The sequence below is a fragment of the Microbacterium sp. NPDC080005 genome, from assembly GCF_040702445.1.
Taxonomy (GTDB): Bacteria; Actinomycetota; Actinomycetes; order Actinomycetales; family Microbacteriaceae; genus Microbacterium; species Microbacterium oleivorans_D.
Window position 1 is genome coordinate 486,368 of the sequence record NZ_JBFBLD010000001.1, and the last position, 11,265, is coordinate 497,632.

14 protein-coding genes and 1 tRNA gene are annotated in these 11,265 nt (G+C 71.6%); 7 read left to right on the plus strand and 8 right to left on the minus strand.

The features are described from left to right. Nucleotides 1-11: 11 nt before the first annotated feature. The gene (locus AB0259_RS02350; protein WP_366220897.1) at nucleotides 12-602 is read right to left on the minus strand and encodes a 5-formyltetrahydrofolate cyclo-ligase; all 591 of its coding nucleotides are present in this window, start codon (nucleotides 600-602) and stop codon (nucleotides 12-14) included. A 77-nt stretch (nucleotides 603-679) separates the two neighbouring features. Between AB0259_RS02350 and galU the strand changes: the two genes are divergently transcribed. The 4 genes from galU to AB0259_RS02370 all read left to right on the plus strand — a co-directional run bounded on the left by galU (nucleotide 680) and on the right by AB0259_RS02370 (nucleotide 3,399). Then, nucleotides 680-1,558 (plus strand): UTP--glucose-1-phosphate uridylyltransferase GalU, encoded by an 879-nt coding sequence (gene galU, locus AB0259_RS02355; RefSeq protein WP_251579703.1) that lies wholly within the window; start codon nucleotides 680-682, stop codon nucleotides 1,556-1,558. Between the two features lie 22 nt (nucleotides 1,559-1,580). After that, a complete protein-coding gene (locus AB0259_RS02360) occupies nucleotides 1,581-2,201 on the plus strand; it encodes a GNAT family protein (RefSeq protein ID WP_366221403.1) in 621 nt (206 codons plus the stop codon). Between the two features lie 72 nt (nucleotides 2,202-2,273). Beyond that, complete coding sequence (locus AB0259_RS02365; RefSeq protein ID WP_251579705.1) at nucleotides 2,274-3,269, plus strand: large exoprotein; 996 nt, start codon at nucleotides 2,274-2,276, stop codon at nucleotides 3,267-3,269. 54 nt (nucleotides 3,270-3,323) lie between these two features. Continuing rightward, nucleotides 3,324-3,399: transfer RNA gene (locus tag AB0259_RS02370), tRNA-Ala, on the plus strand. Nucleotides 3,400-3,434: 35 nt separating this feature from the next. Here the strand turns inward: AB0259_RS02370 and AB0259_RS02375 are convergent. Both AB0259_RS02375 and AB0259_RS02380 read right to left on the minus strand, forming a co-directional pair. Next, nucleotides 3,435-3,896 (minus strand): hypothetical protein, encoded by a 462-nt coding sequence (locus tag AB0259_RS02375; RefSeq protein WP_366220895.1) that lies wholly within the window; start codon nucleotides 3,894-3,896, stop codon nucleotides 3,435-3,437. A gap of 71 nt (nucleotides 3,897-3,967) precedes the next feature. Further along, nucleotides 3,968-4,564: a TetR/AcrR family transcriptional regulator gene (locus AB0259_RS02380; RefSeq protein ID WP_366220894.1), complete on the minus strand. Its 597-nt coding sequence runs from the start codon at nucleotides 4,562-4,564 to the stop codon at nucleotides 3,968-3,970. Between the two features lie 91 nt (nucleotides 4,565-4,655). Between AB0259_RS02380 and AB0259_RS02385 the strand changes: the two genes are divergently transcribed. Beyond that, on the plus strand, nucleotides 4,656-5,090 hold the full coding sequence (locus AB0259_RS02385) for a DUF6069 family protein (RefSeq protein WP_366220893.1): 435 nt from the start codon (nucleotides 4,656-4,658) through the stop codon (nucleotides 5,088-5,090). Nucleotides 5,091-5,092: 2 nt separating this feature from the next. Here AB0259_RS02385 and AB0259_RS02390 read toward each other — a convergent pair whose 3' ends face one another. Then, nucleotides 5,093-5,479 carry a MerR family transcriptional regulator gene (locus AB0259_RS02390; RefSeq protein ID WP_366220891.1) on the minus strand — a complete coding sequence of 129 codons (387 nt, stop codon included), beginning with the start codon at nucleotides 5,477-5,479 and terminating at the stop codon, nucleotides 5,093-5,095. Here AB0259_RS02390 and AB0259_RS02395 point away from each other — a divergent pair. Then, nucleotides 5,478-6,371: an alpha/beta hydrolase gene (locus AB0259_RS02395; protein WP_366220889.1), complete on the plus strand. Its 894-nt coding sequence runs from the start codon at nucleotides 5,478-5,480 to the stop codon at nucleotides 6,369-6,371. The two genes, AB0259_RS02390 and AB0259_RS02395, sit on opposite strands and share 2 nt — an antisense overlap. Here AB0259_RS02395 and AB0259_RS02400 read toward each other — a convergent pair. Genes AB0259_RS02400 through AB0259_RS02410 form a run of 3 tightly spaced genes read right to left on the minus strand, consistent with a single transcriptional unit; the run spans nucleotide 6,368 to nucleotide 9,410 of the window. After that, entirely contained in the window at nucleotides 6,368-7,930 is a 1,563-nt protein-coding gene (locus AB0259_RS02400) for a glycerol-3-phosphate dehydrogenase/oxidase (protein ID WP_366220887.1), read from the minus strand. The two genes, AB0259_RS02395 and AB0259_RS02400, sit on opposite strands and share 4 nt — an antisense overlap. Next, the gene (locus tag AB0259_RS02405) at nucleotides 7,927-8,739 is read right to left on the minus strand and encodes an aminoglycoside phosphotransferase family protein (protein ID WP_366220885.1); all 813 of its coding nucleotides are present in this window, start codon (nucleotides 8,737-8,739) and stop codon (nucleotides 7,927-7,929) included. Before AB0259_RS02405 ends, AB0259_RS02400 begins: the two co-directional genes overlap by 4 nt. Beyond that, on the minus strand, nucleotides 8,736-9,410 hold the full coding sequence (locus AB0259_RS02410) for a class II aldolase/adducin family protein (RefSeq protein WP_366220883.1): 675 nt from the start codon (nucleotides 9,408-9,410) through the stop codon (nucleotides 8,736-8,738). The genes AB0259_RS02405 and AB0259_RS02410 overlap by 4 nt, the downstream gene beginning before the upstream one ends. 47 nt (nucleotides 9,411-9,457) lie before the next feature. Between AB0259_RS02410 and AB0259_RS02415 the strand changes: the two genes are divergently transcribed. Beyond that, on the plus strand, nucleotides 9,458-10,108 hold the full coding sequence (locus AB0259_RS02415; RefSeq protein WP_251579723.1) for a TetR/AcrR family transcriptional regulator: 651 nt from the start codon (nucleotides 9,458-9,460) through the stop codon (nucleotides 10,106-10,108). Nucleotides 10,109-10,113: 5 nt separating this feature from the next. Here AB0259_RS02415 and AB0259_RS02420 read toward each other — a convergent pair whose 3' ends face one another. After that, a complete protein-coding gene (locus tag AB0259_RS02420; RefSeq protein WP_366220882.1) occupies nucleotides 10,114-11,265 on the minus strand; it encodes an MFS transporter in 1,152 nt (383 codons plus the stop codon).

Here is an 11,265-nt window from a genome sequence, read left to right on the forward strand (position 1 = left end):
ACCTCGGTGGTTCAGCGGAGGGGGAGACGGACGGTGCGGGTGGGGGTGACGACGCCCGAGACGGGCTGGTCGTGGAGCTCGCGGGGGACCTCGTCGACCAGCTCGGAGTCGAAGATGACGGCATAGACCGGCGGGCACTTCTCCATCGACCCGATGGTCTTGTCGAAGTAGCCGCGACCCCAGCCCAGCCGCATCCCGCTCCGGTCGACGGCGGCAGCGGGGATGACGAGCAGGTCGACGTCGTTGACGGCGACGGGGCTGAGCAGTTCGCCCACGGGTTCGGGCAGACCGAACATCCCCTCGGCGATGTCGCCCTCGTGCTCGGCGACGGTCCAGTCGAGCAGGCCGTCCGCCCGGGTCACGGGCAGGAGGACGCGGATGCCGCGGCCCACGGCAGCGGCGATGAACTCGCGCGTGCCGGGCTCCGTGGTGGTCGAGAGGAAGCAGGACATCGACCGGACGCCGTGTTCGGCGACCAGAGCGTCGAGCTGCGCCCGGATGCCTGCGGCGGCCTCATCGAGAGCGGCGGCCGAGCGCTGCTGTCGGCGTTCGCGGAGTTCGGCGCGCAGGGCACGCTTCTCGGTGTCCACGGGGCCGGTCATGGTCCGATTCTAAAGGGACACGCCCACCGTCCCGCCGTGTCGTAGACAGGACACGAGTGATCTGTATGGTGAGGGTCATGTCTTCCGAGCGCATCAAAGCCGTCATCCCTGCCGCGGGCCTGGGCACCCGCTTCCTGCCCGCCACGAAAGCCATGCCGAAGGAGATGCTGCCGGTCGTCGACAAGCCCGCGATCCAGTACGTGGTCGAAGAGGCCGTCTCCGCCGGGATCGACGATGTGCTCATCATCCTCGGGCGCAACAAGAACAACATCTCGAATCACTTCGACTCCGTCCCCGAGCTCGAATCCAACCTCTCCAAGAAGGGCGACCACGAGAAGCTCAAGCGGGTGCAGGACTCGTCGGTCATGGCCGACATCCACTTCGTCCGTCAGGGCGAGCCGAAGGGCCTCGGTCACGCGGTGCTGCGTGCCCGCTCGCACGTCGGCGACAGCACCTTCGCCGTGCTGCTCGGCGACGACCTCATCGATGCGCGCGACGTGCTCCTCGAGAAGATGCTCGAGCAGAACAAGAAGACCGGCCTGACCGTCATCGCGCTCATGGAGGTCTCGCCCGACCAGATCCACATGTACGGCGCGGCCGCCGTCGAGGAGACCGGGGAGCCCGACGTCGTCAAGGTCACGGGCCTGGTCGAGAAGCCGAAGAAGGAGGACGCACCCTCCAACTACGCCATCATCGGTCGCTACGTCCTGACGCCCGGCGTCTTCGAAGTGCTCGAGCGCACCGAGCCGGGCAAGGGTGGCGAGATCCAGCTGACCGACGCGCTCGAGGAGCTCGCCTCGACTGAGGGCGTCCTCGGCGTCGTCTTCCGCGGTCGGCGGTACGACACGGGTGACCGCGCCGACTACATCAAGGCGATCGTGCAGCTCGCGGTCGATCGCGAGGACCTGGGCGCCGAGCTCCGGCCCTGGATCAAGGACTTCGCATCGGGTCTGTGAACCCGACGCGTCACTGATGGGCATGGACGGCCCGGTCGTGCGCGCGCACGGCCCGATATCGATCCGGCTCGTGCGCCCGCGTGACGCGAAGACCCTGCAGACCGAACTGGTGCAGAACCGGTCGTGGCTCAGGCAGTGGGAGGCCACGAGCCCGGACGGCCCGATCTCCCTCGACATGCGCAGCGGGGTGCGCCGGTTGCTGCAGCAGTATCGCGACGGCATCGGTGTGCCTTTCGTCATGGAGTACGACGGCGAGATCGCCGGCCAGCTGAACGTCTGGGGCATCGCCCGCGGGTCGCTGTCTTCGGCGACGATCGGGTATTGGGTGAGCGAGCGCTTCGCCGGGAAGGGAATCACGCCGACCTCGGTTGCGCTCGCAACGGACGTCTGCTTCGAGGACCTGCGTCTGCATCGGATGGAGATCTGCATCAGGCCCGAGAACACGAAGAGCCTTCGGGTCGTGCAGAAGCTGGGCTTCCGCTACGAGGGGCTGCGGCGCCGCTACATCCATATCGACGGCGACTGGCGGGACCACTACGCGTTCGCGCTCGTGCGCGAGGAGGTCCGCGAGGGGGTCCTGAACCGGTGGTTGGCCGGGCGGGCGCCGCAGGACGCGGCATCCATCCCTCCCTCCGACCGTTAACCCTCAACCAGAAGTTCAGACACGCCCAGCGGATGCCGGGTCGTGGCGCTCCGGCGACATACGGTGAGCGGCATGGGTGAGCAGGTGATGGGTGGCGGGGTGATCGTCCTCGTCGCTGTCCTCTTGTGGCTGGTGTACCTCCTGCCGTCGTGGCACGGCCGTCATCAGTATCAGGCGGCTGAGCGCAACGCCGTGCGCCTGAACCAGGCCCTCCGGGTGCTCGCCGAGACGAGCGAGACACCCGGCGAGGTCCGTCTCGAGCTGAACGCCCGCACCGCCCTCGCGCAGCAGCGCCTGGCCCGTCGCGTCCAGGCCGAGCAGGAGAGCGTCGGCCTCGAAGCCGCGCGCGCCGAGCTCGCCGCGGCCAAGGCGCAGGCCGCCCTCGACCGTGAGCTCGCCAAGGCCGAGCGGCGTCGCGCGATCGCCGACGCGGGAGCTGCCCGCGAGAAGGCGCGAGCGGATGCCGCGATCGCTCGGGAGCGTGCCGTCGCGGAGGCCGCCGCCGCCCGTGCCCTGCCCGCCGCCCGTCGTGCCCGCGCCCGTCGGCGGGTGCGACTGACCGCCTCAATCGCGGGCGCTGCGGCTGTCGTCGTCGCCGGTGTCGGCGGCTACCTCGGCGCGATCGGCGCCGGCTGGACCGTGCTCGCCGTCGCTGTCACGACGGTCGTCGCGAGCCTCCTCGTCCTCGTCCGCATGAACACCGTCGCGCGACGAGCGGCATCCCGCGTGGTACCCGCTGCCGTCGTGCGCGAGGCGGGATCCGTGCAGGACGTCGCTCTCGAGTCGGATCGCGCGGAATGGACCCCCCGCACGCTGCCGCGTCCGCTCACGGCATCCGCCGGCTCACGCGCGGCCGCCGTGCTCGACGCATCCGAGGCGCGCGAAGCGCTGCGTCACGCGGCCGTCGAAGAGGCTCTGCGCGAGCGCGCGGCGCAGGCCGCGCCGCCGTCCATCGACACCGCCCGCCGTACCCGTGCGGCAGAGGTCGCCTACGCCGGACCCGCCGACGATGAGCGCATCGAGGCACATGTGCGGGAGCTGCTCGCACGCCGCGCATCGGGGCAGTGAGAGCCCGCCTCGCGTTCGAGCGGCCCTGTCGGTCGTGGTAATGTTGAGGCTTCCGGGCCTGTGGCGCAGTTGGTAGCGCGCTTCGTTCGCAATGAAGAGGTCAGGGGTTCGAATCCCCTCAGGTCCACCACGAAAGGCCCCCGTTCGCGGGGGTCTTTTCTTCTGTCAGAGCCCACCCTTCTCGTTGACGACGGTGTCGACGAGGTCGGGGGTGAAGGCGTCCACAACCGATTCGCCGTAGCCGACTTCCTGGTCGTCACCGCGCACCGTGCAGTCGCCGTACAGCGGACCGTTCTCGTTCTCGCCCTCCATCACGACCCACCACGCACCGCCCCGGGTGAGGAACGCGTATGTCTCGCCGGTCAGGGTGGAGTCGACGTCTGCGCGGTCGTGCGCGGCCACGCATTCGGTGATGGCATCTGCGCTGCTCGTCGTCGGCGCGGCGTATGCGTCGTCGGCGACGGCGCCCGCGTCGGGCGCCGGGCTCGCTGCGGGTGTCGGCGACGCGGTGACCGTTTCGGTGACAGTGACCGTCGTGGTGGGCGCCGGTCCCGCTTGCGGCGTGCAGCCGGCGAGCACGAGCGTGGCTGCGCAGGCAGCAGACAGGGCGATGGCGGTGTTCTTCATTTCTCCCCCTCGAGCGACGGACGTGATGCGTCGTCGATGCCACTATCGCCGACACATCCGCCCTGCGGTGGTCACGACGCGCGGGCTGTCAGCGCGGGAAGAATGATGTCGTCGACGAGCTCGGTGATCTGCGCTGCGGTCAGAGCGCGGCGCCGCAGCACGACGCTGCCAAAGGCCGCGGTCGGGATGACCGAGGCGATCAGGCGAACCTTCGTCTCCCTGGGCACCCTGCCCCGATCGCGCCAGCGCTCCACCACGGCGATGAGCGTCTCGGTCGGGGGAGCGCCGATCTTCTCGTAGGCAGCGTCGTACAGCTCCCGGTCGCGGCCCATCTCGCTCAGGACGCTCGCGAGCACCGATCCGGCCCGGTCACCCGAGTCGCTGTAGTGCATCGCCGAGGCGAGGAGATCCTCCCGGAGGTCGCCGGTGTCGGGGAGCGAGGGTGAGACCTGCGTGGCCAGCACCGCAGCGACGACCAGTTCGGCCTTCGTGGCCCACCGCCGGTAGATGGCCGACTTGCCGCAGTGCGCACGCGCTGCGACTGCGGCGATCGTCGTGCCGGCGTAGCCCTCCTCGATCAGGAGGTCTTGCGTCGCCGTGAGGATGCTGCGGTCGACGTCCGGGTCGCGTGGGCGTCCGGCGGCGACGGCAGCGGAGGGAGTCGGCATCCGGTCATTATATCTACCGGTTCCCAGCGGTACCGTATCCGTATCGGTACTGATCGGAACCGATATCCACCGCCTCGCGATCGGAGACGTCATGGCCACTCTTTCCGCGCCGAAGCCCATCACGCGGTTGCGCCCGCGCACCGCCCTGCTGCTCGCGGCGGCGACGATCGTCGCCGTCCTGCTCAATGCGGGTGCGGCAGCCGTCGCGATCTCGCTGGGGGCGCCCGCCGACTTCGGCCCCCTCTCGGTTCCGGCGCAAGCGCTGTTCAGCGTCATCGGCATCACCGTGGGATGGATCGGCTGGCGACTCGTCCGCGCGCGGGCGAAGAACCCGCGGCGCGTCCTCGCCGTGCTCGTCCCCGCGGTCCTCGTCGCGTCCTTCGTGCCGGACGTGTTGCTGGTCGCCTTCCCGGTGATCCCCGGGTCGAACCCGCCGGCCATCCTGGGGCTCATGGTCATGCACGTGATCGTCGCCGCCTGCGCGGTGGCTGCGTACGTCGCGGCCGACCGGGCCGCCGCCCCGTAGCCTCAGGGAGCGTCGAGGAACGCGCTCACCCGCCGATGCGTGTCGGCGAGTCTCACCATCTGCGCCTCGAGATCGTCTCGCACCTCGGCGAGTCGTCGGCGGACCGCATCATGGGTCTCGGCCGGGACGTCCCCGATGCAGGTGAGGACCGACGCGACGACGTCGCGCGGGAAGCCCATGTCGAAGAGCAGATGGATGGCGCTCGCCCGCACGACGGCCGCGGGGTCGTACTCGCGGTAGCCGTTGTCGGCGCGGTGGGAGGTGAGCAGTCCGTGCTGCTCGTAGTACCGCAGTGAACGAGGGCTCACGCCGCTTCGGCGACTGAGTTCGCCGATACGGATCGTCTCGCTTGACCTTGACACGGTGTCAAAGTTTAGCGTGAGACGCATGACGCAGACAGATCGATCCGTGACCGCGCACCGCGACACTCTCGCCCTGGGGGATCGCGAGCGCACCTTCACCGTCGTCGGGGAGCCGCGCGCGGCATCCGGGCGAGCCCTCGTCCTCGTCTTCCACGGGTCGCGGCAGACGGGGGAGACGCACCGCCGGATGACGGGTGGCGCCCTCGACCGGCTCGCCGCCGACGGCCGAGCGGTCGTCGCGTACCTCGATGGCCATCGCGGCAACTGGAACGACGCCCGGCGCGGCAGCCGGTTCCCGGCACGGCAGCAGGACGTCGACGACGTCGGTTTCGCCCACGCGGTCGTCGAACGCCTGCACCGCACGCACGCCATCGATCCGGCGCGCGTCGTGCTCACGGGGTTCTCGAACGGGGGCCAGCTGGTCCTCCGCCTGCTGCACGACGTCCCCGAGCTCGCAGCCGGCGCCGTCGTCGTCGCGACGACGATGCCCGTGCGTGAAGACTTCCTGGCCGGGTTCTCCGAGACTGCGGCCGTCTCGGCGCCTGTCACGATCGTCGCCGGGACGGCGGACCCGATCGCCCCCTACCGCGGCGGGCGGATGGCGTGGTGGGCGCGAACGCTGTTCCGCGTCGACGGTCATTCGCTGTCCGCTCCCGCCACGGCCCAGTACTTCGCGGCCCGCGCGGGTGTCACGACCGCGCCGCGAGTGGTCCCCATCCCGCCCGCACGCGCGGGTCAGCGCACGCGCACCACGCGGACCGACTACGGCGACGGCGACGCGCCCGTGGTGTCGCTCGTCACCGTCGAGGGTGGCGGTCACACGGTTCCGGCGGCGAAGCCCGGTCCGGCGATCGTCGGAGCGACCGGACAGGACCTCACCATCGACACGCTCGTCGAGGAGATGCTCGACCGGATCTAGTCCGGCAGGCGCACCGCCGCGCGCGCGGCGTCGAGCTCGGCGCCGCGACGATCCGGGGTCCAATCGAGCTCGGTGCCGGCGATGTCCGCGGCCGCCGACAGGACGTCCTCACCCGGATCCCCGCGCCGCCCGATGCCGGTGCGGTTCAGCAGGATGTCGGTGAGGTGCTGCACCGATTCGTGCCGGGCCGCGAACGCGACGCCGGCGAGCAGCTCCCCGTCGTCGGTCGCCGGCCGTGACAGCAGGACGGATTCCGCGGCGACGGCCCGGAGGGCACCGGCATCCGATCCGTACAGGCGGTCGACGAGATCCGAGGTGCCGGTGTCGGCGAGATCGGCGCCGTCGAGCGGGACGTCGGCGGTGCGGCTCGGCGCCGCGGTCCGCCCGATCGCGTGGGCGAGTGCCGGCACGGTCTTCTCGGCGAACGCGCGCGCGGTCGTGTACTTGCCGCCCGTGGCCGTCACGATGCCGGCAACGCCGTCCTGCGCGTGGTCGACCATCTCCGATGCGCGCGAGGCGCGGTAGGTGTCGGTGCCGCTCGTCTCGGTCAGCGGGCGGAGTCCGCCGTAGGCCGCGACGACATCGGCGAACGACAGGTCGACGGGCAGGCGACCCGCCGCGTTGATCTCATCGAGGAACCGCTCGATCGACTCCCGCGTCAACCGCCACTGCGAGACCTCGCCCTGGTACGGCGTCTCGGTCGGGCCGATGAGCGTCCGTCCGCGCCACGGCGCGAAACTGAAGTGGCCGCCGGAGGAGACGGTCAGCACCATCGTCTCGGTGATCGGCCTCGTGAGGAGGTAGATGCCCTCCGAGCGCACCGCGGGGCGCGGGCCCGCGGCATCCCGCAGCAGTCCCTCCGCCGCCAGCACGTCGTGAGCCCAGGGGCCGCTCGCGTTCACCGTGATCCGCGCCCTGATCTCGTGCTGCGTCCCCGTCACGAGGTCCGTGACCCGCGCGCCGCGGACACGACCGGATGCCGCGACCAGCCCGTCGGCGCGGGCATAATTCGCGACCTGCGCGCCGTGCGCCACGGCGGACCGGACGAAGGCGAACGTCAGCCGTTCGGGGGAGAGCATCATCGCGTCGTGGAACAGGATGCCGTGTTCGAGGTGTCCGAGCCCGCGTCGGCGCAGCTCGTCGCGGCTGAGGCTGCGATGACGAGGGATGCGATGACTCTCCGGCACCCGACTGCGGTCGAACGACAGCAGGTCGTACGCCGTCAGGCCGAGGTGCTCGATCGGTCCCGGATCAGGGAGCACCATCGCGATGGGCGAGACGAGCCCCGGGGCGATGCGCGAGAGGATGCGCCGCTCGGCGAGGGACTCGCGGACAAGGCCCACCTCGAGGTTCTTCAGGTACCGCAGCCCGCCGTGGATGAGCTTGCCCGTGGCGGCGGAGGTCGCCGCGCCGAAATCCCCCTGCTCGACGAGTGCGACCGACATGCCGCGGCTCGCCGCCTCGTACGCCATCGCGGCCCCCGTGATCCCACCTCCGACGATCAGGACGTCGACGGTCTCGCCGCCGCTCGGGAGGCTGCGCCGGACGGTGGTGGTCATCGCGTGATCACCGAGCGGATGCCGCCGAGCAGCCGCTCCCGCTCGCTGGGGATGTCGAGCATGCCGAGCCGCAGGACCCGCGCAGCGGTCGCCCATCGGTCGAGTCGCGCGGTGGTGACACCCGTCACGGACAGGTACTCCGACAGGTACATCCGCCCCATCGCGCCGCGCGCCGCACCGTAGACGAGCAGTTGAGCGCGCGTGGCGCCCGGGAAGAGTTCGGCCTCGGTGAACAGCAGCCGCGTCATGGCGACGTCGGCCGCCGGGTCGCCGCACGCCGTGGACTGCCAGTCGATCGTCGCGATGCCGCCGCCGTGGCGGAAGACGTTCATCGGGTGGAAGTCCAGGTGCAGCGCACTGTCCCCGCCCGGGAGCGAGGCGAGGTGATCGAGCAGCGCGCTGCGCTCGCGCGCGGACAACGCCCCGAACGGGGCGGTGCCCACGAGTTCCGCCGCGACGTCGCGGACGTCGGGGAAGCGGTCGGTCGTGACGCGGTGGATGCGGGCGTGCTCGCGGGCGAGCGATCGGGCGACCCGTCGCATCCGCAGCGGATTCTTCTCCGCGACGGTGGTGAGCGCGACGCCGTCGATGCGGTCGAACGCGACCGCGCGGCGACCGCCGGCATCCGCTCTGCCGTGGCATCGGATGGGCGTGAGCCCGAGTTCGGATGCGGCGGTGGCGTCCTCGACCTCGCGGTCGATCGCGTCGTCCGGCCACTCGTCGTGGTACACCTTCAGGATCCGGTCGGGGGTGTAGGAGTGCACGTCGGCCGAGCGCCCGTGCGCGACGAGTCCGCCCACGCCGCTCACGCCGACACCGGCTTCGTCGCGCCGTAGCCGAGCCGGGTCGCGTGTGCGATCACGGCCCGCTGCTGCGCCTCGTCCAGCGGACGCGGAACACCCGCGGCTGCGGCGCGCAGATACAGGTCGGCGAGCCATTCGACGAGCAGGGCGTTCCCGATCGCGCCGGTGAGGTCGGGTCCCAGGGCGACGGCGCCGTGGTTCGCCATGAGTGCGGCGAGCCGGCCGTCGAGGGCTGCGCCGACGGCCGCGGCGAGCTCGGGCGTCCCGAAGGCGTGGAACGGGGCGACGCGCAGCGCGCCGCCGAGCGTGAGCTGCTGGTAATGGATCACGGGCAGCTCGTCGAGCACGAGGGACAGCGCGGTCGCGTTCGGCGCGTGGGTGTGGACGACGGCGGACACGCGCTCGGGGGGCGCGGAACGCAGGACGCCGAGATGGAGAGCGAGCTCGGACGTGGGTGCGAGGGATCCCTCGATCACCGCGCCGTCGAGATCCACGACCGTGACGTCGTCGACGGTCGCGTCCGCCAGCACCGCACCGGTGGCCGTGACGGCGACGACGTCGCCGCGCCGGGCACTGACGTTGCCGGCGGTTCCGATGAGCAGACCGTGCTCGGCGAGGGTGCGGGATGCCGCGGCCACGGACGCACGGAGATCGTGATGGTGCGACGTCGTCGTCATGCTGCTAACGTTGCCGCCACCCCTAATCAAAGTCAAGTTTGATTCGCATGGACACCCCTGACGACACGGATGCCGGCACGGCCCAGGACTGGGCGTCGATCGCGCTGCGCCGCACACCCACGCAGCAGCGCTCGCGAGAGAAGTTGACGCGCGCGATCGTCGCCGCCGAGAACCTCGTCCTCCGCGAGGGCGTCGACGTGATCACCCTGCCCCGCGTCGCTTCGGAGGCCGGCGTCAGCGTGGGCGCCCTGTACCAGTACCTGCCCGACCGGCAGGCGATCCTCGGTGCCATCGTCGCGCGCTACCACGAGCGCCTCGAACGTCTCCTCGACGAGGCGATCGACCGCATGCGGGACGATCCGCGGACGGCGGACCCCGTCGGGCGGGTGCTGCGCGCCGTGGCGGACGTGTACCTCGACGAGAGCTCGGCCCGCTCGCTCGGCACCGTGGCGATCTCGGCCGAGGCGGACGCCGCGCGGCGCCGACACAAGCGGGCGATGGCCGACCGCGTCCACAGCCTGCTGCGCCTGGCGGGGGTCCTGGACGGTGTCGAGCCCGAGCGCGGCGCCGCTGTCGCACGGGTCGCGTTCGCCTCGGCGGACGCCGTGCTGCACGAGGCGTTCGCCGCGTCCGAGGCGGAGCGGGTGCTCCTGCTCGCGGAGCTCGAGCGTGCGCTGCGCGCGTCGCTCGGCGCCTGACCGGATCAGGCGGCGGTGCGCCGCCAGGCCGGGACCGCGGCGACGAGAAGCAACGCCGGCAGGAGAAACGCGAGGCCTGATCCGGTCACGTCGGTGAGCACACCGACGCCGACGGCGCCGAGGACCGCGCCGGCGTAGTTGAAGAGGTTGACGCGGGCGATCACCTCGTCGCTGCGGGCCGGGTCGATCGCACCGGCGAGACCGAACGCGATCGGCACGAGGGCTCCGACGGCGAGACCGCTCACGGCGAAGGCCGCGATCGACACGACCGGGGAGGGCACCGCCGCGACGACGATCGCCCCGACGACGCCGAGCAGGAGGCCGGCCGCGAGCAGCCGGCCGCGGCCGAGGCGGCGGACCACGGCATCCGTCGCCAGTCGCGCCGCGAGCACGCCCCCCTGGTAGGCCGCGAGACCCACCGGCGCGAGGGCCCCTGCCGCCCCGATGGCGAGGAGGTGCACGGAACTCCACGAGCTGACAGCCGAGTCGACGGTGTAGGCGGCGAGGATCACGAGACCGACGACGGTGATCGCGCGTCCGTCGAGCCGGGGGCGGCGCGGGCCGCTCCACTCGGTGCTGCGCGCGGCCCGCTGGCGGCTGAGCAGCCGGGAGAACGCGACGACGAAGACGACCTGCAGGACCGCCGCTGCGACGAGCGCCGCGAACGCGGGCGCGCCAGCGGTGAGGATCCCGGCCATTCCGAGCGCCCCGACGATGGAGCCGGTCGTGAGGGTCGCGAAGAACCGTCCGAGCAGTGGCGTCCCGCGCCCCCGCTGGACGAGCACCCCCTGCATGTTCGACGAGGCGTCGATCAGGCCGAGCCCGAGTCCGTAGAGCAGGACGGATGCCGCGAGGGCGGCGGTCCCGGGGGAGAACGCCGTCGCGACGAGGCCCGCTGCCTGCAGCGACAGGCCGACGATGACCCCGTGGCGGCTGCTGGCGCGCCGCGCGATCACGTCGGCGGCCAACGAGCCGAGGGCGGCGGTGACGCACACGCCCAGCAGGATCACCGCGATGCCGGTCGCATCCAGTCCGGTGCGCTCCTGGAACGCCGGCAGCGCGGTCACGATGACCGCGTAGCCGAGGCCCTGCAGCCCGTACACCCCCGCAACGGCGAGGACGCCGCCGGTCGTCGCCCGCGCGATGGTGCCGGTCAC

Excerpts from the sequence above, each read along its gene's own strand:
- AB0259_RS02410 (WP_366220883.1), bottom strand. The coding sequence starts at position 9,410 with ATGACGACGACGTCGCACCATCACGATCTCCGTGCGTCCGTGGCCGCG.
- AB0259_RS02390 (WP_366220891.1), bottom strand. The coding sequence starts at position 5,479 with ATGCGTCTCACGCTAAACTTTGACACCGTGTCAAGGTCAAGCGAGACG.
- AB0259_RS02350 (WP_366220897.1), bottom strand. The coding sequence starts at position 602 with ATGACCGGCCCCGTGGACACCGAGAAGCGTGCCCTGCGCGCCGAACTC.
- AB0259_RS02400 (WP_366220887.1), bottom strand. The coding sequence starts at position 7,930 with ATGACCACCACCGTCCGGCGCAGCCTCCCGAGCGGCGGCGAGACCGTC.
- AB0259_RS02395 (WP_366220889.1), top strand. The coding sequence starts at position 5,478 with ATGACGCAGACAGATCGATCCGTGACCGCGCACCGCGACACTCTCGCC.
- AB0259_RS02385 (WP_366220893.1), top strand. The coding sequence starts at position 4,656 with ATGGCCACTCTTTCCGCGCCGAAGCCCATCACGCGGTTGCGCCCGCGC.
- AB0259_RS02360 (WP_366221403.1), top strand. The coding sequence starts at position 1,581 with ATGGACGGCCCGGTCGTGCGCGCGCACGGCCCGATATCGATCCGGCTC.
- AB0259_RS02365 (WP_251579705.1), top strand. The coding sequence starts at position 2,274 with ATGGGTGAGCAGGTGATGGGTGGCGGGGTGATCGTCCTCGTCGCTGTC.
- AB0259_RS02415 (WP_251579723.1), top strand. The coding sequence starts at position 9,458 with ATGGACACCCCTGACGACACGGATGCCGGCACGGCCCAGGACTGGGCG.
- AB0259_RS02380 (WP_366220894.1), bottom strand. The coding sequence starts at position 4,564 with ATGCCGACTCCCTCCGCTGCCGTCGCCGCCGGACGCCCACGCGACCCG.
- AB0259_RS02375 (WP_366220895.1), bottom strand. The coding sequence starts at position 3,896 with ATGAAGAACACCGCCATCGCCCTGTCTGCTGCCTGCGCAGCCACGCTC.
- galU (WP_251579703.1), top strand. The coding sequence starts at position 680 with ATGTCTTCCGAGCGCATCAAAGCCGTCATCCCTGCCGCGGGCCTGGGC.